The organism is Thermosediminibacter oceani DSM 16646, assembly GCF_000144645.1.
Taxonomy (GTDB): domain Bacteria; phylum Bacillota; class Thermosediminibacteria; order Thermosediminibacterales; family Thermosediminibacteraceae; genus Thermosediminibacter; species Thermosediminibacter oceani.
The window spans coordinates 1,382,796-1,403,862 of sequence record NC_014377.1 but is presented as its reverse complement, the minus strand read 5'-3'; the positions used below and the strand labels follow the sequence as shown (position 1 = coordinate 1,403,862).

The following is a 21,067-nucleotide window of genomic DNA, read 5'->3' as shown; positions in this document are numbered from 1 at the left end:
TTCGTGGACGTTTTGGCCAACTTTGCCCAGAGTTTTATAGGTCTTTTCCAGGAAGGCGGTAAGGTGTTTTTAAGCCTTGCCGGCGGCATTTTACCCACGCTGATTACTTTGATGACCGCCGTAAATGCTTTTATTAAACTCGTAGGCCAGGAGAGGATAAACCGTCTTGCTCAGGCTGCAGGGAAATACACCCTGCTCAGATATACTGTAATGCCGGTAATGGCCGTGTTCTTCCTCACCAATCCCATGGCTTATACCTTCGGGAGATTTCTCCCGGAAAAATACAAACCTGCCTTTTACGATGCGGCGGTTTCCTTCGTTCACCCTATTACCGGTCTTTTCCCTCACGCCAATCCGGCGGAGCTTTTCGTATACATGGGCATTGCCCAGGGAATTCAGCAACTCGGATTACCACTTGGGGAGCTGGCCGTCAGATACTTTCTAGTTGGTGTCATAGTGATCTTTATACGCGGCTTAGTGACGGAGAGGCTGACCGTCAGGATGATGCGACAGAGAGAGCGTGCATAGGAGGGCTGTGGAATGAGTTATAGGGCTGTAAAAGTTGAAAAGGGCCCCGGGGGATGGGGCGGGCCTTTGATAATAAAGCCCGAAGAAGGCCGGGACAAGATTGTATCCATAACCGGGGGTGGTATCGATCCGGTAACGCGAAAAATTGCGGAGCTTACCGGCGGCGTGGCGGTGGACGGCTTCAAATCTTCGGTACCCGAACAGCAGATCTGCTGCGTGGTCATCGACTGCGGCGGTACCGCCCGATGCGGCGTTTATCCCAAAAAACGGATTCCCACTATAAACCTCACCCCGGTGGGACAGGCAGGTCCCCTGGCGCAGTATATTTCAGCAGATATATACGTCTCCGGGGTTAAGGTGGAAAATATAACCACGGTTTCCGATGAAGCGACGGGTTATGTGCCCCGCCGTGAAACCGCACCTGAATCTACCGGAGCCGGTGCAGAAAAACCCCAGAAAACCAGCAGCAACAGTAGGCAAATTGGCTTCATTGAAAAAATAGGCCGGGGAATGGGCGGAGTTGTAGGCGTCATGTATCAGGCCGGCCGCGAGACCATAGAGCAGATAATCAAGAACATTCTCCCCTTTATGGCTTTTGTGGCTACCCTGATCGGAATAATCCTGAAGTCGGGGGTAGGAAACTGGATAGCCAACGTAATCTCTCCGATGGCCGGTACCCTGCCAGGGCTTCTCATCATTTCGGTTATATGTGCTCTACCTGTGCTTTCACCTCTGCTGGGGCCGGGTGCCGTAATAGCTCAAGTTGTCGGCGTGCTGGTGGGTGTGGAAATTGGAAAGGGCAATGTACCTCCTCAGTACGCGCTTCCGGCGCTATTTGCCATCAATCCTCAGGTAGGATGCGATTTCATACCCGTAGGCCTGAGCCTTGGGGAGGCAGAACCCGAGACAGTTGAGATAGGCGTAGGCGCCATCCTGATTTCCCGGCTGATTACAGGTCCCATAGCGGTCTTAATAGCATACCTCTTTAGTTTCGGACTTTACGTATAATTAATAGTTTATGCAAAATGGCGCCTTCAGGCGCCATAGTCTCTGTCAGAAAGGAAGGATAATGATGAAAAAATTCGAAGCGGTGGTCACTGCAATAGGGGATATGGTAGAAGAATTCATAGAGCAGAAGATGATCATATTATTTGACGAGAGCGCCCCGCAGGAATTGCGGGAAATATCGGTGGTTCACAGGGGCAGGAAACTGATGGAAGATGTGGTGCCCGGCGACGTACTTTATCTTGGGCGGGTAAGTTTCAAAGTGACGGCCGTCGGTGATGTAGCCAATAAAAATTTGGCAAAAATCGGTCACGTCTGCCTCAAATTCGACGGCAAGACGACTCCGGAACTGCCGGGGAATATCCACCTGGAGGAAAAACAGATACCTATGCCCAAAGTGGGAGAGGAAATATTGATACAAGGTTATTGATGGTGATCTTGATAAATGTTAACATAATGAAGGAAAGATTTGTAAAAAAGAAAGGGGATGGCTATGCTTAATTTGAATTCAAAGCTGAGGGAATTAGATGCTAGCGGGAAAAAAATCAACGTAGGCTTAATAGGTGCCGGTCAGATGGGCCGTGGAATGGTAAGCCAGATATTTTGTATGAAAGGTATCAGGGTGGCGGCAATCTGTGACAGAAAGCTAGAGGAAGCCAGGAGAGCATATACCCTGGCCGGCGTAGCCCCCGACGACATCCTTACGGCCAAAACCCCCTCGGAGGTGGAAGAAGCTCTGGGACGGGGTAAATACGCAGTAACCGAAGATTTTGGCGCAATAACGAAAGCTATACCCATCGATGTGGTGATTGATGCCACGGGAGTGCCGGAGGCCGGTGCCCATATCGCTCTCGATTCGATATACAACGGCAAGCATATTGTCATGTTAAACGTGGAAACCGACGTAACGGTTGGACCGATATTAAAGAAGATGGCAGATAGTGCGGGAGTGGTATACACTGTTTCTGCCGGCGATGAACCCGGGGCAATAAAGGAACTTTACGATTTTGCCGATGCAATGGGGTTTGAGATATTAGTTGCCGGTAAGGGAAAAAACAATCCCCTGGATCTGGAAGCCAATCCCGACTCTGTAATGGAAGAAGCCATGAAAAAGAATATGAATCCGAAAATGCTGGCGTCTTTCAAAGACGGCACCAAGACTATGGTGGAGCTTACCGCCGTGTCCAACGCCACCGGTTTCCTTCCCACCAGGCGGGGGTTAATCGGCCCGAAAGCCACCGTGAAAGAATTACCAGAGATCTTCAGACTTAAAGAAGAAGGAGGAATTCTGGACAGATACCAGGTCGTGGAATACGTAAACGGTGTTGCGCCCGGCGTTTTCGTGATAGTTACCACTAAGCTGGAAGCCGTCCGGGAAGAAATGGCCTATCTTTCCATGGGCGAAGGCCCCAACTACGTATTTTACCGTCCCTACCACCTGACGAGCATAGAGACGCCCCTTTCCGCAGCTAGGGCGTACATTTACGGAGAGCCAACTATAGCTCCAAAGGGTGCTCCGGTGTCCGAGACTATAGCGGTAGCAAAGAAAGATTTGAAAGCTGGGGAACATCTTGATGGTATAGGTGGTTTTACGGTTTACGGCGTAATAGATACCTATGAAAATGCTAAAAGAGAGAACGCCCTGCCCATAGGGCTTGTAAATAATAATGTAGTTATGACGAAGGATGTGAAAAAGGGCGAGGTAATAACCTACGACGCGGTGAAGCTAGATGAAAATTCACTCATTTTACAGCTGCGGAGAATGCAGGAAAAGTTGATAGGCTGATATAAAATGTAGATCGGTACTGAGGGGGCTAAAGCCCCTTCATATTATCCCCAAAAGAGGCGGCATAAAAATTGCATAATATAAGCATATGATATAATCATATAACATTTGTAAATACAGAACCCGGTTACCTGCTAAACGGAATTATTAAAATAAACGAGAGGTGGTAATGTGATGGATTTAACAAAAGAAAAGAGGCTATGGATGTACAGGAAAATGTACGAGATAAGGCGTTTTGAGCTGGAAGTCGACAGGCTGTTCAAGGCCAATATGATCTGGGGTACATGCCATCTTTCTGTTGGTGAAGAAGCTACTGCTGTGGGAGCGATTGCAGCGCTGGAAGCTGACGATATGATTACCAGTACCCATAGGGGTCACGGTCACTGCATCGCGAAAGGAGGCAGGCTCCCCCAGATGTTTGCCGAGCTCCTGGGAAGAGAAACCGGATACTGCAGGGGCAGAGGCGGTTCCATGCATATAGCCGATATCGAGACCGGCAATCTTGGGGCTAACGGTATAGTTGGAGGTGGGGTACCCATAGCGACGGGTGCGGCGCTGGCATCCAAGATGAAAAAAGACGGCAAAGTTACACTGTGCTTTTTTGGCGATGGGGCCAACAACCAGGGAGTTTTCCATGAGTCTTTAAATATAGCCTCCCTGTGGAGACTTCCTGTGGTGTATTTATGCGAGAACAATCTTTACGGCATGTCCGTAGCTTTCAGCAGGTCTACCGCGGTAAAAAATGTTGCCGACCGGGCGGCAGCGTACGACATGCCCGGGGAAATTGTTGACGGCAACGACGTGGAAGCGGTCTACCACGTGGTAAAAAAGGCGGTGGAAAGGGCCAGAAGGGGCGAAGGGCCTTCTCTTATAGAAGCCAAAACTTACCGGTGGCTAGGACATTCCAAGAGCGATGCCAATGTTTACAGGACAAAAGAGGAAATAGAAGAGTGGAAGCAAAAATGCCCCATCAAACGTTACAGGCTAAAACTGGTGGAGGAAAAAATAGCCACCGAAGAAGAACTCGATAGAATAGAAAAAGAAGTGGAAAGGGAGATTCAGGACGCGATAGAATACGCCAAGAACAGCCCGGAACCTTCTTTAGAAGATATTGCCGACGGAGTATACGCATGAATTTTATGGAGAAAGGGAGGAGACATGTAATGGCTGAAAAACTTTATATAGACGCCCTGCGGGAAGGCTTAAGGGAAGAGATGCAGAGGGACGAGAGCGTATTCCTGCTCGGAGAAGATATAGGTATCTACGGTGGAGCCTTCGGGGTTACCAGGGGGCTGATAGACGAATTCGGTGAAGAACGAGTTATAGATACACCCATATCGGAGCAGGCGATCGTCGGTATGGCGGTTGGGGCAGCCTTATCCGGCATGAGGCCTATTGCTGAAATCATGTTTTTCGACTTTTTAACCCTTGCCATGGATCAGCTGATCAACCAGGGTGCTAAAATTCGGTATATGTTCGGCGGCAAGGCTAAAGTGCCGATGGTGGTACGTGCTCCGATGGGCAGCGGTACCGGTGCGGCCGCTCAGCACTCCCAGAGTTTTCCGGGTGTGTTCGCCCATTTCCCGGGTTTGAAAGTGGTTATACCTTCCACACCCTACGACGTAAAAGGGCTCATTAAGGCCGCAATAAGGGATGACAACCCCGTGGTATTTGCCGAGCACAAATTGCTATACAGGGTAAAGGGCGAGGTACCCGATGAAGATTATGTACTGCCCCTCGGTAAAGCTGATGTAAAGCGAAAAGGGCGGGACATCACTATAGTTGCCGGTTCCATAATGGTTATTAGAGCCCTCGAGGCGGCTAAGGAGCTGGAAAAGGAAGGAATAGACGTGGAGGTTATAGATCCCAGAACATTAAAACCCCTGGATATGCGCACTATAATCGATTCGGTCAAAAAGACCGGCAGGGTTTTGATAGTGGAGGATGACCCCATGAGCTTCGGTTGGGGTGCAGAAGTAGCGGCAGGCATAGCGGGAAGCGAGGCTTTCGATTACCTGGATGCACCGGTCAAGAGACTGGCGGGACTTGATATTCCAATACCCTATAACCCAAATCTGGAAAGACATGCTGTTCCTCAGGTGGAAAACATTGTTGAAGCAGTTAGAGAATTGTTGAGATAATTCGATCAAGGAGTGATAAAATGGCTGAGATAGTAAGAATGCCCAAACTGGGTCTTACAATGACGGAAGGTACGATAGTAAAATGGCTGAAAAAAGAGGGGGAAGAGGTAAAGCAGGGTGAACCCCTGCTGGAAATACAGACCGACAAGGTGAACCTGGAGGAAGAGGCGCCGGCCTCGGGGATTTTAAGGAAGATCTTGGCCCCGGAAGGGTCGGTAGTGGCTGTGGGTCAAGAAATAGCGATAATCGGCGCAGAAACCGAGCCCCTTCCGGAAATAGGGAAGAACACAGGGGTTGAGGTAAAACAAGCTGGTGTGGAACCTGAACGCCCGGCACCCGCACCGCCACCCAGCGAAAAAGTAAAAGCATCTCCAGCGGCAAAAAGGGTAGCTAGAGAATACGGCATAGATTTGAAATCGGTAACCCCCACCGGGCCGGATGGCCGCGTAGTTGAAAGGGATGTACTAGAATATATAGAATCCAGGAAGGTTAAGGCAACACCAGTAGCCAGAAAAATTGCAGAAGAAAAGGGAGTAGACCTGTCCCGAATCGGCAAGCTGGAAGGCGAGAGAATCACAAAGCAGGACGTTTTGGAAGCCCTGAAGCTGGCTTCGGTTGAACCGCGGGAAGAATACAGAGTAATTCCCTGGGCCGGAATGAGAAAGATAATTTCCGACAAAATGGTAAAGACCAAGGCACAAGTTCCTCACTTTTACCTCACACTGGAAGTTGACATGGGTAAGGCTCTGGAACTCCGGGAAAAACTTGCGCCGAAGATTCAGGAACTAAACGGTGTGAAATTATCGATAAACGACATTCTCATAAAGGCGGCCGCCAGGGCTTTAGTGGAGCATCCTCTGGTAAACAGCAGCGCGGGGGAAGAGGGAATTGTCGTAAAAAACCGCATAAATATCGGATTGGCGGTGGCCCTGGATGATGGGCTGATAGTCCCTGTGATAAGGGATGCCGATAAAAAGGGTCTTGTTCAGATATCCAAAGAGACGGCGGAATTAATAAAGAAAGCCAGAGAAGGCAAGCTGATGCCCGATGATTACCTCGATGGAACTTTCACCATCTCAAATCTCGGAATGTTCGATATAGAAGAATTTTCAGCTATAATAAATGCACCGGAAAGTGCAATTTTGGCAGTAGGCAAGATCGTGAAAAAGCCTGTGGTAGTAGAAGACGAAATAGTCGTGAGGCCCATGATGAAGCTAACCCTGTCCTGCGACCACAGGGTGATAGACGGTGCCCTGGGGGCTAAATTCCTGCGCAGGATAAAACAACTGCTGGAGGACCCTGTTGAAATGTTACTATAATACCAAGTTTACAAGAGGAGCTGGTTGTCGTGCACTACGATATTGTTGTCATTGGGGGAGGCCCCGGGGGTTATGTGTCTGCTATATACGCTGCTAAAAAAGGGGCAAGAGTGGGGCTTGTAGAGAAAAGGGACCTGGGTGGGACCTGTCTTAACCGAGGTTGCATACCCACCAAAGCTCTAAGCCACTGCGCCCAAATTTATCAAAGTCTGGGAAATGCTAAGAATTTCGGTATTCTGGCCGAAAACGTTAAGATTGACTGGCAGCTTGCCCAGGGCCAAAAAGACTCTATAGTAAGAACCCTCGGCAAGGGCGTTGAAAACCTGTTAAAAGCCAACGGCGTATCGGTTTTCAGAGGCGAGGCGAAGCTAGAAGATGAGAGGAGAATAAGAATATATTACTCCGGAGGTCAACAGGTGATAACGGCGGAAAACATAATCCTGGCTACCGGTTCAAAACCGGCTGTTATTCCTTTTCCAGGGCACGACCTTCCGGGTGTTATCACCAGTGAAGAAGCCCTCGCCTTAAGCAAAATACCCGATTCAATGCTCGTAATCGGCGGGGGAGTAATAGGCGTCGAAATGGCGTGCATATACGGTTCCATTGGTTCCAACGTAACCGTCGTGGAACTCCTTCCGCGGATACTGCCCCGGGCAGACGAAGAAATTTCCTCCGAAATCAAAAAGGTTTTGCAAAGCAAAGGGATAAAGGTCCTCACCGGAACCCGCGTGGAGTCCGTCGAAAAGGAAAAAGACCTTTTAAAAGTGAACATAATTACGCCTGACGGGCCCCGTTCCATTGCAGTGGAAAAGGTGCTGGTTGCCGTCGGAAGGAAACCGGACCTGGAAGCTTTTGAGGATTTGAATATAGACCTAGACAAAAGCGGGGTCATTGTAGATGATTTTATGAGGACCAGCCTGAAAAATGTGTATGCCGTTGGGGATATTACGGGGAAATTTCAGCTGGCTCATGTGGCGGCTCATCAGGGTATCGTAGCAGCTTCCAACGCCCTCGGTGAAAATAAAAGAATGGACTACAGAGCAGTACCCAGCTGTATTTTTACAAACCCCGAAATAGCCTATGTAGGGCTGACGGAGTCGGAGGCAAGGGAAATTTACGGGGATGACATCAGGGTAGGCAGGTTTCCGTTTGTTGCCAGCGGAAGGGCTTTGACATTGGGAGAAAGCCTCGGGTTCGTTAAAATTGTCGCCGATTCCAGGTGGAACGAGATACTGGGGGTCCACATTATAGGGCCGGGAGCCACCGAGTTAATCGCTGAAGCTGCGCTGGCTATAAGACTTGAATGCACCGCACAAGAGCTGGCGGATACCATTCATGCCCATCCGACCCTGTCCGAGACCATTATGGAAGCTGCTATGGACCTTTTGGGAACGCCGATTCACAAGATGTGATTGAAATCAATGATGTGATTGAAATCAATATTGATATTTTTTAATTTTCGAGGTATAGTATAAAAAAACTGCTTAGTATTAAAATCTGAGGGAAGGAGTTGCCCCATGACCTCTAAGATGGAGGCCGAACTCTTTTGCCTTCATTGCAATAAGGACACGCCCCACGTGGTCACTTACGTGGGGAAAATCTTAAAAAGTATTAAATGCGAAGAGTGCGGGAACGAAATCGAGATTAAGCGGGAAAAACTCCTAGAAAATTATGCAGCCGAATTTATTGAGAGAATCCTCACCAAACCCTACCGCATGACTAGAGAACTGGAAAAGGATATAACCAAGTTTATACTTTCGCTGCCGATAAGGATAATTACAAAGCCATACAGGATTGTCAAAGAAGTAGAGGATATATTAAAAAAAGATTAAAATTAAATATATTAAACGGAGGGGTAAAATGTATCAAGGCATCGCGGCTTCGCCAGGTATCGAAATCGGAAAAGCTTTTGTGCTCAAAGAGAGCGAGATAGTCATAAGGGTCACTAGTATCACCGAAGATGATATACCCGCAGAAATAGACAGGTTGGAGGGAGCGCTGGCAAAATCGAGAGAACAGCTGCTGAGGGTAAAGGAAAAGGCTGAAAAAGAGCTCGGACCGGATAAAGCGCAGATTTTCGAGGCCCACATCATGGTACTGGACGATCCGATTTTTCTCGATGAGATAAGAGAGAAAATAAAAAGCGAGAGGATAACCGCGGATAACGCGGTACACCAAGTGGTTGAAAAGTACGTGGGCATGTTTGAAAACATGGAGGACGAATATCTTAAGGAGCGGGCTGCAGATATAAAAGATGTGGGTGACAGGATTTTAAAAAATATACTGGGCGTTCCGATCCAATCCCTTGCGGATTTAAGCGAAGATGTAATTGTGGTTGCGAAGGATCTAACTCCCTCTGATACCGCCCAGATGGATAAAGAAAAGGTGAAGGCCTTTGCGACTGATATGGGAGGCAGAACGTCTCATACGGCGATCATGGCAAGGTCGTTAGAGATACCGGCTGTCGTCGGCCTGGGATTCCTTTCGAAAGAGGTCAATGACGGTGATACTGTAATAATCGACGGCAACAAGGGCATTGTCTACGTGAACCCCGATGAGGAGACCCTGCGGCGGTATCATGCCCTGAGATTAGATTACATCAGATACAGGGAAGAACTGAAAAAGCTAAGGGATCTTCCGGCTGAGACCAGAGACGGTGCTAGAAGGGTCGAACTTTCAGCAAATATCGGAACTCCGAAGGATGTCAGGGGCGCGCTGGAAAACGGAGCTGAGGGTATAGGCCTTTACCGGACAGAATTTCTGTATATGGACAGGGAAAACCTCCCCGATGAGGAGGAGCAATTCCAGGCTTACAAACAGGTAGCCGAGGCGATGAACCCCAGGCCTGTTATAATAAGGACCCTTGACATCGGCGGAGATAAAAAGCTGCCCAGCCTTGACATGCCGGAAGAACTGAACCCCTTCCTGGGATGGCGTGCGATCCGGATGTGCCTGGATAGACCTCACATCCTAAAAATCCAGTTGAGGGCTATCCTAAGGGCCAGCCATTACGGTAATATCAAAATTATGTACCCTATGATATCGGGTATTGATGAGATAAGAAAAGCTAACGCGATTTTAGAAGAGGCTAAAAACGAGCTCAGGCAGGAGGGTGTGCCGTTCGATGAAAACCTGGAAGTCGGCATAATGGTCGAGATTCCTTCGGCCGCCGTTATCGCTGATATACTTGCTAAGGAAGTGGATTTCTTCAGCATAGGCACCAATGATCTGATTCAGTACACCCTTGCGGTGGACAGGATGAACGAGAAAATAGCCCACCTTTACGAACCCTTCCACCCTGCCGTGCTTAGGCTGATAAAAAACGTCATCGACGCATCCCATAAGGCGGGAAAATGGACGGGCATGTGCGGAGAAATGGCGGGAGACCCCCTCGCCGCTCCTATCCTGCTAGGTCTGGGCCTTGACGAATTTTCCATGAGCGCCACTTCGATATCGCAGGTTAAGAAAGTAATAAGGTCATTGACGTACGACCAGGCAAAGCAAATCGCAGCGAAAGCCCTTGAGATGGAAAGCGCCGATGAAATCAAGAAAATGCTGCATGAGGTCCTTGAAGAAAAAGAAAATTAATAGCTTGTCTAGGCTAAAATTTTAAAGTATAATATTAATAAGAAAGTAAAAAAAAGTTTATACCGCCGACAGGTACCCTTGGGGTTTAATAGGGAATCAGGTGCAAATCCTGAGCGGTCCCGCCACTGTAACCGGGGATAAACTGCTGAGCCACTGGGAGAAATCCTGGGAAGGCGCAGGGAAGATGATCCGGTAGCCAGGAGACCTGCCCGTCGGCCGCGGTACGAAGCCTTCGAGGAAGGGGTGAGTACTTTACGAAGGTAGTTTGCCCAGCCTTAAGTGATGAAGGCTGGGTTATAGTTTTTTTAAAATAAAAGGAGGTTTCAAAATGAAACTAAAATTCAAAAGAATAATTCCCGCGATCCTCATTGTGGTGATACTAGCTTCATTAACCGCGTGCGGTGCGAAAAACCAAGCGGACCCCAATCATAACGACCAAAATACATACCCGGTAAAAATAAAGGACCAGATGGGAAGAGAGGTTGTCATTGAAAAGGAACCGGAACGAATCGTGTCGCTCGCTCCGAGCAATACCGAAATCCTTTTTGCCCTGAGCTTAGGCGATAAAGTCGTTGGCGTTACCGATTACTGTGATTATCCCGAAGAGGCAAAGAAAAAGGAAAAAATAGGCGGTTTTGCCGACCCGAATATGGAAAAGGTTATATCACTCAAACCCGACCTGGTTATCGCTACCAGCATGCATGAAAAACCGGTAACAAAACTGGAAGAACTAAACATCCCGGTAATTGTTCTAAATCCTAAGAACATCGACGAGATCTTTGGCGCCATAGAGCTTATCGGAAGAGCGACGAACAAGGTCCAGCAGGCCGAGGAACTGGTGTCCGGTCTTAAAAATAGAATAAAAGCCGTTGAGGACCGGGTCTCTTCAATCCCTACCGATAAAAGGCCTCAAGTCTTTTACGAACTATGGCATTCGCCCATCACAACTGCAGGGCCCGGAACTTTCGTGCACGATCTTATAGAGAAAGCCGGGGGGCGGAATATTGCCGCTGATGCGGAGAAAGAATATCCCGAGTACAGCCAGGAAATGGTAATCGCTAAAAATCCGGATATAATTATATATTCCTATCATGGCAATAACGGTCAATCATCAGAACAAGATATAAGTAACCGCCCCGGTTGGAAAAATATAAAAGCCGTCAAAGAAGGCAAAGTTTTTTACGTGGATGAAGACATACTCCAGCTCCCCACCCCAAGGCTCGTCGACGGTCTGGAGCAGCTTGCTAAGATAATTCACCCCGAAATTTTTAAAGATTGACGGTGGTTATAGGATGGACCTAAAAAACAAGACTACGAAAATATACGCCCTGCTGCTGGTATTGATACTTCTCGCAAGTTTCGTATCGCTGGGAACGGGAGCGGTAAACGTACCGCTGTCAAAGATCTTAAAGATAATAGCGAGTCAAATTCCCGGTATCGGTGCCGGAGTGGTTTCCGACTGGTCGTCTTCTCAGGAAGTAATAATTTTGAACCTGCGGCTTCCGAGGATAATACTGGCTTTTCTCATAGGAGCGGAACTTTCCGCAGCCGGGGTCATCTATCAGGGCATATTTCGCAACCCTTTAGCCGACCCTTATATTATCGGCGCTTCCGCCGGTGCTTCACTGGGTGCATCCCTTGCCATTTTGCTGTTTCAGGGAGTGAAGGTTATGGGCATGGGGTCCGTGCCCGCTTTTGCCTTCCTCGGGGCCTTCTTAACTGTAATCATCGTCTACGTCATTGCCGGGATCGGCGGAAGGACCAGTTCTCACACCCTCCTGCTTGCCGGTATCGCGATAAGCAGTTTCATTTCCGCCGTGGTGTCCTTTCTGATGTATTTCAGCGGCCAAAAGCTCCAGCATATTTATTTCTGGATGCTTGGGAGTTTTTCCTCTCAGGGATGGAAGGAGGTTTACATGAATCTTCCCTACGGCATTCTGGGATTTCTCCTGGGCATGTGGAATTTAAGGTCGCTCAACATACTTCAGCTGGGCGAGGACACGGCCTTTTTCACCGGGGTCGACGTAGAACTGCTTAAAAAATTGAGCCTAGCCGCCGGATCGTTGTTGACCGCTTCCGCCGTTGCAGTGTGCGGCATCATCGGTTTCGTGGGACTCATTATCCCTCATATAATAAGAATGCTGGTAGGCCCCGATCACCGTAAGCTCTATCCGATGTCGGCCCTGGCCGGCGGGCTGTACCTGATGCTCGCCGATACGGCTTCAAGGATCGTTATAGCGCCTACAGAGCTGCCCGTGGGGATTCTAACGGCCCTCTTTGGTGGGCCGTTTTTCCTACACCTGCTTTTGAAAAAAAACCAAAGAGATTACAGGCTGTAAAGTAGATATCGGGGGATGATCGAACTTGAGTATCGTTTTTATCACCGGAGGAGCCCGCAGTGGGAAAAGCCGTTTTGCAGAAAAACTAGCCCGCGAGGCGGGGATTAGAGTTGTCTACATAGCTACCGCCCAGGCGCTGGATGAAGAAATGGCCCATCGAATATCCATACACAGGCAAAGAAGACCCGAAACCTGGAAGACTATCGAAGAACCCCTGCATCTATCCAAGGTTTTAAGTGAGATATGCGGGGATGCGGATTTTTCAAAATACGATGCCGTGCTCGTAGATTGTATGGCTCTTTTCACATCCAATTGGATCTGTTCTGCAGAAATCGAAGGAATAGAACAGCAGGAGTCTTTAAGGAAAGCTCTGCTTCAGGAGATTGAAAACGCGATAAGTGCCGCCAGGGTTTTGGAAAAGAAAGTGATTATCGTGTCCAACGAAGTAGGGATGGGTCTGGTGCCGGAGTATCCGCTGGGAAGAATTTACAGGGACCTTCTCGGTGAAATAAATCAGATGCTTGCGGCGGCAGCCGATGAGGTATATTTTCTCGTTTCGGGCATACCTATGAAGTTGAAGTGATTCTCACAAGTTATCAGGAGGGAGAGAATTGGTAGGCGAAGCCCGCTGTCCCGCAAGCTGCGGCGAGATAGTCCAGGGGGCTATAGGCGGCCGCAATTTTCTTATTACCTGCCCGATATCCCTGTACTCAACGGTCAGGGTAGAATTGATACGGGGCTCTGGCGAAAAAAAACATACTGCAAATTCTACCGACGGAGCGGGGGACTGGCAAAAAGCCCGCGAAGCTATAAGAAAGCTGTTGGATTATTTTGGTTTTCACGAACTCGATTTTGATATCCGCATCGTATCTCAAATACCGGTGGGGAAGGGGCTATCCTCCAGTACGGCGGATATCACCGCCGCGTGCCTTGCCGCTGCCAGAGCGCTGGCTAAATCTATATCGCCCGATCTGATTGCAGACATTGCTCTGTCCATAGAGCCGAGCGATGGAGTAATGTACAGAGGGTCTGTAATTTTCGACCACCTGCACGGAACCTGGAGGGAGAGCCTGGGAGAATTGCCCGATATGAACGTTTACATAATCGATCCGGAAGAAGTAGTGGATACTGAGTCGTTTAACAGCCGGCGGGATTTGGAAGAATTGAACAGGAAAAAAGAAAATATGGTGGAAGAGGCTTTATACATGACTCGAGAGGCTTTTAGAAAAAAGGATATCGGGCTGTTGGGAAGGGCTATGATAAAAAGCGCTATAGCTCACCAGGAGATCCTTTACAAGCCTCATCTGGAGCATATCATAAACTTGAGTCTGAAGTGCGGGGCCGTCGGCGTTAATGTAGCCCACAGCGGGTCGGCGGTAGGAGTATTTTTCGAAAAGGGTCGTACTCCAGAAAGCAGTTTTTTTGAAGGCTTGAGGCGAATCATGGTCGGCTTCGGAAAAGAATACAGGGTTATAAAAACCGCTATTGACAACTCCGGGCCGCGGATTTTATGAAACTGGGGGGTGAAAAAGTGGAAAAGAGAAGCCATGGCGGCAATGTTTATGAGGTGAGTAAAAAGTTTAAATTGGATCTACGGGAGATACTGGACTTCAGTGCCAACATCAATCCCCTCGGTTTTCCTAATTCAGTAAGGCAAATTATATGGGAAAAAATTGATGAAATAGTCCATTATCCCGACCCGGGGCAGGTAGAGCTCAGAGAAGCCGCCGCCATTTATTACGGTGTAGAACCCGAAAACATCCTTCCCGGTAACGGTTCCGTGGAATTGATAAATCTAACCCTGGAAGCCCTGAGACCGTCAAAGGTGATTATTCCATCGCCGACGTTTACAGAATACGCGTTTGCATCCCGAAACAGGCGGATAGAAACCGAACTGGTGGATATGACAAAAAATGATTTTTGCTGGGACTATGATTTTATCGAATCTATAAAAGACAGGATATGCCCCGGCGCGCTGGTGATAGTATGCAACCCCAACAACCCTACCGGTTACCTTGTCGTAAAAGATGTTATAAAACCCCTTATTGAGGAAACGGAAAGAGCAAAGGCCTTCTTGCTCCTGGACGAAGCCTTTATGGACTTCGTAGGGGAAAGCCAGAGCCTTTGCGCTGAAGTTGTGAGCCGTTCGAATGTCATCGTGCTCAGGTCCCTGACAAAGTTTTTTGCGCTGCCGGGCCTGAGGATAGGTTTTGCCATAGGCAATGAGGAATTAATTAAGAAAATAGAAAAACTTAAAGACCCGTGGAACGTAAATACTTTTGCCGGAGCTGTGGGGTCCGAGGTATTAAAGGATAAGGCCTACATAGAAAAAACAAGAGAATATATTTCCCGGGAAAGGGAATTTCTGTGGGATGGTTTAAGGCAGTTTTCCTGTTTTACCCCCTTTAGATCCTCGGCCAATTTCATCCTTGTAAAAATAACGGCTGAATTCGGAGCCGGATTTCTGGCACGAGAGCTGCTAAGAAGGGGTATCGCGATCAGGGAATGCGGCGATTTTGCGTTCCTGGACGATTCTTACTTTAGAGTGGCCGTAAAGGACCGGAGGGCAAACGAAATCCTGCTGGAAGCACTAAGACAAGCAACCAAAGAAATCGGGTTAGAGTAGAGGACGGATTATCATGGATAAATACCACACGGCTATAATTATACTTTGTGCCTTCGTCCTGGACCTGCTCCTGGGTGATCCCCGGCGGCCGACGCATCCCGTCGTGCTTACGGGAAAACTTATTGCCTATTTGGAAAAGATCCTTTACGGCGCTTTTAAAACCCCGGCGGGCTTAAAGGCAGCGGGAGTTATCCTATGGCTGATCACTGTACCTACTGTATATATTTCCTCTTACGCGATAATAGCTTTGTCTTATAAATTAAATTACTGGCTGGGATTTTTCTGCTCCACATGGCTCATATACACATCGCTGGCGACAAAAAATCTGGCGGATGAAGCTTTTGCAATACTGGCAAAATTGCGGTCGGGGGATCTACAAGAAGCCAGAGCGCGACTCGGAGGCATAGTCGGCAGGGATACCCAAGATCTCCCTGTGGAAGAGATATGCAGAGCTACCGTCGAGACGGTTGCTGAAAACACCGTTGACGGAATCATTTCCCCTATATTTTACGCCTTTCTCGGTGGTGGGCCCCTGGCTTTAGCTTTTAAAGCCGCGAGTACCCTTGATTCAATGGTAGGATATAAAAACGAGAGGTATATTCACTTCGGGTGGTTCTCGGCCAGGATGGACGACCTTTTAAACTTCATTCCCGCAAGACTGGGGGGGCTTTTAATCCTCACCGCATCGTTGCTCCTTGGTCTCGATGCAAAAAGAGGGTTTAAGACGGTACTTTCTGACGCCGGAAATCATGAAAGCCCTAATGCGGGAATTCCCGAAGCGGCTGTAGCGGGTGCTCTGGGTATCCGCCTGGGAGGCTGGAACTCTTATTCCGGCAGTTTGCACTTCAGTCCTTATATGGGTCAGAAGTTGAGGGATATAAAGCCGGAAGACATAAAGGTTACGGTGGCGCTCAGTATAATCTCCGCTTTTCTGGCGCTGGTCACTGGCGAAATAATTATTTTGATATTAGCTTAAAAAGTTTTATTTGCGGTACAAACTTTTTTAACGGGGATTTTTAAAGGAAATGAATTAAGATTTTAGAAAAGGTGTGAAAGTTACTTATGGGATTATACGCTGCGTTTTTGTTTCTGACAAGAATACCGTTGCCTTATTTCGAATTGGATCAAAAACATATAGCCCGATCCCTGCCTTTTTTCCCGTTTGTTGGAGCTGTTATAGGTGTCCTCTTGGCGGGCGTTGATTTGATTCTAAAAAAGGCCGTTCCGGCTCCCGCGCTGGCTGCTTTGCTCGTAACCCTTGAAATGATAGTTACCGGCGGGTTGCACGTGGACGGTTTTGCGGATACTATGGACGGCCTTTTTTGCGGGAAGGAGAGGGAGAAAAAGCTTGAAGTGATGAAAGACAGCCGCCTGGGGGCCTACGGTGCGATTGGTGTGGTACTCCTCCTTTTACTAAAGTATTCGGCCATGCTTTCGATACTTCCGGAGTTTAGGACCAGGTTATTAATTATATTTCCGGTGATTTCAAGATGGATGATGACCTATAGCATCACCTTTTTTCCCTACCTTCGGGAAAAGGGGATCGGTAGAGTCTTCAATGAAGACAAATCATCAATGATGTTTTTTTTATCCACCTTATTCACTCTAACGATCGTTTTTATAGCAGCAGGAATTGAAGGTATAAAAATCGCGTTTTTAACTTTTGTTTCGGGCCTTTTATTTTCGCTATACATATTCAGGCAGCTTGGAGGAATGACCGGAGATACTTACGGCGCCGTCAACGAATTCTGTGAAATTGCAGCCCTCTACATTTATTTGATTTATTTTGGAAGACTATAAACTTGTGATGGGTATAGGAGTGCCTAAATACCGCCGGCTGGGAGTGGGCACTCCTGAAAGGGCGGAATACAAATAGCCCAGCCTCAAACCGCTGCATTTTTGCACAGTTTGGGTTAAAAGGATTGGCTTGGCCAGGATATTTCTGGTGAGACATGGTGAAACCCTCTGGAATAGAAATTTTTTGTACCAGGGACAGAAGGATATCCCTCTTAACGAAAAGGGGAGGCAGCAGGCAGCAAGGCTTTCACAGGTTTTAAAGCGGGAAACCTTCGATGCTGTGTATTCCAGCGACCTTGAAAGAGCTCTCGAGACTGCAAAAATCATCGCAGCACCTCACGGGCTTCCCGTAATTTCCACAAAGGATATGAGAGAGCTCAGTTTCGGGGAATGGGAAGGGCATTCATATCAGGAGCTTGAAGAAAAATACCCCGAAGAATTCCACCGGTGGCGGTGTAATCCGAGCGAAAACAGGCCACCGGGTGGTGAGAGCCTGAAGGACCTGGTGGAAAGGGTTTCAAGTTTTGTAAAGCTTGCAGCAAAAAATCATCCTGACGGCAATATTTTGATTGTTACCCACGCTGGCCCTATAAGGGTGATATTAACGGCCGTCCTCGGCCTGGATTTCAGGTATTTTTGGAAGTTTAAAATAAGCAATGGTTCCATTACCGTATTACATTACGACGGCAGCGGTGAATTGAATGATGACAATACTTTTATAGTGAAGGTAAACGAGACCCAGCATCTGGAATAAAAAAAACAGCCTGAAAGGCTGTTTCAGACTGTCGACAAAGTAACTGTCGACAGTCTTTTTTTGCAAAAGCTAGTACAAAAATCATCAGCTTTTTAGTAAAATTAAAGAAGATACAAATATATTGTGGGGCGATGAAATGTTAACGAAGAAAAATCGAGAAATAATAGAGCAGGTAGAATTAGTAAGCATCGATAGCTTAGTACCTCAAGACCATCTCCTTAGGGCAGTAGAAGAAAGCATCGACTTTAATTTCATTTATGATGAAGTAAAAGACCTATATAGCGAAAATACAGGAAGACCTAGTATTGACCCGGTAGTGTTAATTAAGCTACTCATGCTCCAAGCATTGTATGGAATCCGCTCCATGCGCCAAACCATCAAAGAAGTAGAAGTCAATGTAGCTTACCGTTGGTTTTTAGGCTATGGATTACAAGAAAAAATACCTCACTTTTCGACTTTTGGAAAAAACTATGAACGGCGGTTTAAGGAAAGTGATCTATTTGAAAAGATATTCGAGCGGGTGTTGATGGAAGCAATAGAATGCGGGTTTGTTAAAACAGATGCAGTATTTATCGATGCTACTCACATAAAAGCCAGTGCCAATAAGAATAAATATATCGAGAAAGTCGCTAAGCAACGGACTCAAAAATATAAGAAAGAACTTTTAAAAGAAATCAACGCCGAACGGGAAGCAAACGGTAAAAAGCCCTTTGAAGAAGATGATGATGACGATAACAACAAAGGAGAAAATAGCTCTAAAAAAGTCAGGGTAAGCACCACAGATCCTGAAAGTGGGATGTTTCAAAAAGGGGAAAAAGAGCGCTGCTTTGCCTACACAGCTTCTGTAGCCTGTGACCGGAACAACTTTGTCCTTGGTGTCAAAATAGCACCTGGAAATGTTCATGACAGCCAGGTATTCTTCGATTTATTTCAAGAAGTAAACGATAAATTTTCTAAAATAGAGGCGGTAGTGGTTGATGCAGGCTACAAAACTCCCGGGATATGCAGAGAAATCATTGAGGCAGGAGCGCTTCCCGTTATGCCCTACAAGAGGCCGATGACCAAAGATGGCTACTTTAAAAAACGCGAATACGTCTATGACGAATATTATGATTGCTACATTTGCCCCAATAACCAGGTATTAGAATACAGTACCACCAACCGGGCGGGATACCGGGAATATAAGAGCAATCCCCGAGTATGCTGTGAATGTCCCATGCGCTTGCAGTGCACCCAAAGTAAAAATTACACAAAAATCATAACTCGGCATATATGGGAGCATTACGTGGAAAAAGCGGAAGATATAAGACACACCCAATGGGGTAAAGAACTATACAAAATGCGCGGCCAGACCATCGAGCGGGTATTTGCCGATGCGAAGGAAAAGCATGGCATGCGCTATACAAATCTACGAGGCTTGAGGAAAGTCGGACATTACCTCACGCTTCTTTTCGCATGCATGAATTTAAAAAAGCTGGCTTTATGGAAGAAAAGACGGGGAACGTTTCCGCCAACAGTCCCCGCTTTACATTCGTTTTTCTTAAAAATTTTCTTCGCCTTCAACAAAAAGCCGCTTTTAGGATGCATAACCTAAAAGCGGCTTTGTCTACAAGCTGAAACAGCCTGAAAGGCTGTTTTTTTTTAAACCGATTGTACTTCCTTTACACCGGGCACCTCTTCTTTTAGTACCTGTTCGATTCCGTTTTTGAGGGTCAATGTTGAGAATGGGCATCCAAAACAGCTACCCGTCAGTCTCACCTTGACAATGCCCTTTTCTTCGTCGACATCTACCAGCTCCACATCGCCACCGTCGGCCTGAAGCGATGGACGGATCTTGTTTAATACCTCTTGTACCTTTTCTTTCAAGATACCGCACTTCCTTTCCAGAAGAATATATTTGAAGTTGATTTAATTATATCAGAATTAATCTTCGTTATCAATTTGAACGATAGAATAAACTCAATCCATTGACTTTCCGAACCGTTATATGTTATAGTCTCTATTAATTTAAAATAATAAATCTTCAGGGGGTATGCTCCTTGAAATCGACGTCGAAATACTTGCGAGAGGACCTTTTGAAACTATCGCCATACAAACCTGCTAAAGAACCGTGCCAGATAAAACTCAATTCCAATGAAAGTCCTTACGATCTACCCGAAGACTTGAAGATGCGCATCTGGGAGAGAGTAAAGAAAGAAAGTTTTAATTGTTATTATGACCCCAGCTGCGATGAGGTGAGACAGGCATTAGCCGGATATCTGGGGATTGAGCCCGACAAGATTTTTGTCGGAAGTGGTGCCGACGAGATAATATACGACATTGTTTTGGCTTTTGCCGGGCCTGGCAGAGAGGTTATAATACCGGTTCCCGCCTTCCCGAGCTATGAGACTTTTTCGATCATATCCGGTGCCCGCGTTATTAATATTCCTCTCCTGCTAGAAAAGTATGCGACAGGTTGGAAGTGGAGCCTGGATGTATTAAAGATAAAAAAATACTTTAAAAAAGATACACCTCAGGTGATGTTTATCTGTTACCCCAACAACCCCACAGGAGATTATTTCGAAGAGGAAGATATTATTGAATTGATCGATGGCTTCAACGGAATAGTTGCGATCGATGAAGCGTACTATGAATTTGGAGGTAGGACCTTTATAAACAGGCTTTCCGATTACCCCAATCTGGTTATAATCAGGACCTTTTCCAAGGTATTCTCTCTGGCCGGCTTGAGAATCGGTTATGCCGTAGCCAATGAAGCGCTGATAGAAGAATTTTATAAAGTCAAGCCCCCTTACAACGTGAGCCTATTTTCCCAGATAGCTGCAGTGGAAGTTTTAAAGAACATGGACTGGGTAGAGAAAGTCAGGCGAAAAATAATAAGCGCGAGGGAAAATTTGAAGACCAAGCTTGAAGGTATCCCAGGGATAACCGTATACCCGAGCAGTGCAAATTTTTTCCTGTGCAGGTTTGAAATCTCCAGGGATTACGTTTATCAAAAACTTTTGGAGAAAGGTATACTCACGAAAAAACCGGAAGGAGAAGGTGTGGAGAATACACTCCGCTTCAGCGTCGGTACCCCGAAGCAAAACGAAGTGCTGATCAGGTCGCTAAAGGAAATTCTGAAAGGATCCTAGAGCTTCCCGATAGTGTCTTGCTTCCAGCATACTGAATCCATATCTACAATACC

General features: G+C 47.1%; 21 protein-coding genes and 1 riboswitch. Of the genes, 20 read left to right on the top strand and 1 reads right to left on the bottom strand.

Going from position 1 to position 21,067, the window contains the following annotated elements; translation table 11 throughout:
- The first annotated feature begins 3 nt into the window (after positions 1–3).
- The 19 genes from srlA to TOCE_RS07140 all read left to right on the top strand — a co-directional run bounded on the left by srlA (position 4) and on the right by TOCE_RS07140 (position 19,477).
- Positions 4–528: a PTS glucitol/sorbitol transporter subunit IIC gene (gene srlA / locus TOCE_RS07230; protein ID WP_013276220.1), complete on the top strand. Its 525-nt coding sequence runs from the start codon at positions 4–6 to the stop codon at positions 526–528.
- Positions 529–540: 12 nt separating this feature from the next.
- Entirely contained in the window at positions 541–1,536 is a 996-nt protein-coding gene (srlE, locus tag TOCE_RS07225; RefSeq protein ID WP_013276219.1) for a PTS glucitol/sorbitol transporter subunit IIB, read from the top strand.
- 64 nt (positions 1,537–1,600) lie between these two features.
- Positions 1,601–1,963: a PTS glucitol/sorbitol transporter subunit IIA gene (locus TOCE_RS07220; protein ID WP_013276218.1), complete on the top strand. Its 363-nt coding sequence runs from the start codon at positions 1,601–1,603 to the stop codon at positions 1,961–1,963.
- 63 nt (positions 1,964–2,026) lie between these two features.
- Positions 2,027–3,319 carry an NAD(P)H-dependent oxidoreductase gene (locus tag TOCE_RS07215; RefSeq protein WP_013276217.1) on the top strand — a complete coding sequence of 431 codons (1,293 nt, stop codon included), beginning with the start codon at positions 2,027–2,029 and terminating at the stop codon, positions 3,317–3,319.
- Between the two features lie 174 nt (positions 3,320–3,493).
- Entirely contained in the window at positions 3,494–4,453 is a 960-nt protein-coding gene (gene pdhA / locus TOCE_RS07210) for a pyruvate dehydrogenase (acetyl-transferring) E1 component subunit alpha (RefSeq protein WP_013276216.1), read from the top strand.
- 29 nt (positions 4,454–4,482) lie between these two features.
- On the top strand, positions 4,483–5,460 hold the full coding sequence (locus TOCE_RS07205) for an alpha-ketoacid dehydrogenase subunit beta (RefSeq protein WP_013276215.1): 978 nt from the start codon (positions 4,483–4,485) through the stop codon (positions 5,458–5,460).
- Positions 5,461–5,480: 20 nt separating this feature from the next.
- The gene (locus TOCE_RS07200; protein ID WP_013276214.1) at positions 5,481–6,779 is read left to right on the top strand and encodes a dihydrolipoamide acetyltransferase family protein; all 1,299 of its coding nucleotides are present in this window, start codon (positions 5,481–5,483) and stop codon (positions 6,777–6,779) included.
- 29 nt (positions 6,780–6,808) lie between these two features.
- On the top strand, positions 6,809–8,191 hold the full coding sequence (lpdA, locus tag TOCE_RS07195; protein WP_013276213.1) for a dihydrolipoyl dehydrogenase: 1,383 nt from the start codon (positions 6,809–6,811) through the stop codon (positions 8,189–8,191).
- A gap of 105 nt (positions 8,192–8,296) precedes the next feature.
- On the top strand, positions 8,297–8,611 hold the full coding sequence (locus tag TOCE_RS07190) for a hypothetical protein (protein ID WP_013276212.1): 315 nt from the start codon (positions 8,297–8,299) through the stop codon (positions 8,609–8,611).
- Positions 8,612–8,639: 28 nt separating this feature from the next.
- Positions 8,640–10,367, top strand: a complete 1,728-nt coding sequence (gene ptsP, locus TOCE_RS07185) for a phosphoenolpyruvate--protein phosphotransferase (protein WP_013276211.1) — start codon at positions 8,640–8,642, stop codon at positions 10,365–10,367.
- Between the two features lie 53 nt (positions 10,368–10,420).
- Positions 10,421–10,594, top strand: a riboswitch (cobalamin riboswitch).
- A gap of 101 nt (positions 10,595–10,695) precedes the next feature.
- Positions 10,696–11,646, top strand: coding sequence for an ABC transporter substrate-binding protein (locus TOCE_RS07180; RefSeq protein WP_013276210.1), 951 nt, complete (start codon positions 10,696–10,698; stop codon positions 11,644–11,646).
- Between the two features lie 13 nt (positions 11,647–11,659).
- The gene (locus tag TOCE_RS07175) at positions 11,660–12,706 is read left to right on the top strand and encodes a FecCD family ABC transporter permease (protein ID WP_013276209.1); all 1,047 of its coding nucleotides are present in this window, start codon (positions 11,660–11,662) and stop codon (positions 12,704–12,706) included.
- 25 nt (positions 12,707–12,731) lie between these two features.
- Positions 12,732–13,289: a bifunctional adenosylcobinamide kinase/adenosylcobinamide-phosphate guanylyltransferase gene (gene cobU, locus TOCE_RS07170; RefSeq protein ID WP_013276208.1), complete on the top strand. Its 558-nt coding sequence runs from the start codon at positions 12,732–12,734 to the stop codon at positions 13,287–13,289.
- A gap of 28 nt (positions 13,290–13,317) precedes the next feature.
- Entirely contained in the window at positions 13,318–14,220 is a 903-nt protein-coding gene (locus TOCE_RS07165; protein WP_013276207.1) for a GHMP family kinase ATP-binding protein, read from the top strand.
- Between the two features lie 17 nt (positions 14,221–14,237).
- Complete coding sequence (gene cobD / locus TOCE_RS07160) at positions 14,238–15,332, top strand: threonine-phosphate decarboxylase CobD (protein WP_041424146.1); 1,095 nt, start codon at positions 14,238–14,240, stop codon at positions 15,330–15,332.
- A 13-nt stretch (positions 15,333–15,345) separates the two neighbouring features.
- Positions 15,346–16,308, top strand: a complete 963-nt coding sequence (cbiB, locus tag TOCE_RS07155) for an adenosylcobinamide-phosphate synthase CbiB (protein WP_013276205.1) — start codon at positions 15,346–15,348, stop codon at positions 16,306–16,308.
- A gap of 86 nt (positions 16,309–16,394) precedes the next feature.
- Complete coding sequence (cobS, locus tag TOCE_RS07150; RefSeq protein WP_013276204.1) at positions 16,395–17,132, top strand: adenosylcobinamide-GDP ribazoletransferase; 738 nt, start codon at positions 16,395–16,397, stop codon at positions 17,130–17,132.
- A gap of 127 nt (positions 17,133–17,259) precedes the next feature.
- On the top strand, positions 17,260–17,883 hold the full coding sequence (cobC, locus tag TOCE_RS07145; protein ID WP_013276203.1) for an alpha-ribazole phosphatase: 624 nt from the start codon (positions 17,260–17,262) through the stop codon (positions 17,881–17,883).
- Between the two features lie 136 nt (positions 17,884–18,019).
- Positions 18,020–19,477 carry an IS1182 family transposase gene (locus tag TOCE_RS07140; protein ID WP_041423906.1) on the top strand — a complete coding sequence of 486 codons (1,458 nt, stop codon included), beginning with the start codon at positions 18,020–18,022 and terminating at the stop codon, positions 19,475–19,477.
- Between the two features lie 47 nt (positions 19,478–19,524).
- On the opposite strand, the gene TOCE_RS07135 is transcribed toward TOCE_RS07140, so the two are convergent.
- Positions 19,525–19,749, bottom strand: a complete 225-nt coding sequence (locus TOCE_RS07135; RefSeq protein ID WP_013276201.1) for a NifU family protein — start codon at positions 19,747–19,749, stop codon at positions 19,525–19,527.
- A 173-nt stretch (positions 19,750–19,922) separates the two neighbouring features.
- Here TOCE_RS07135 and hisC point away from each other — a divergent pair, with 173 nt between their 5' ends.
- Positions 19,923–21,014: a histidinol-phosphate transaminase gene (gene hisC, locus TOCE_RS07130; protein ID WP_013276200.1), complete on the top strand. Its 1,092-nt coding sequence runs from the start codon at positions 19,923–19,925 to the stop codon at positions 21,012–21,014.
- The last annotated feature ends 53 nt before the right edge of the window (positions 21,015–21,067 follow it).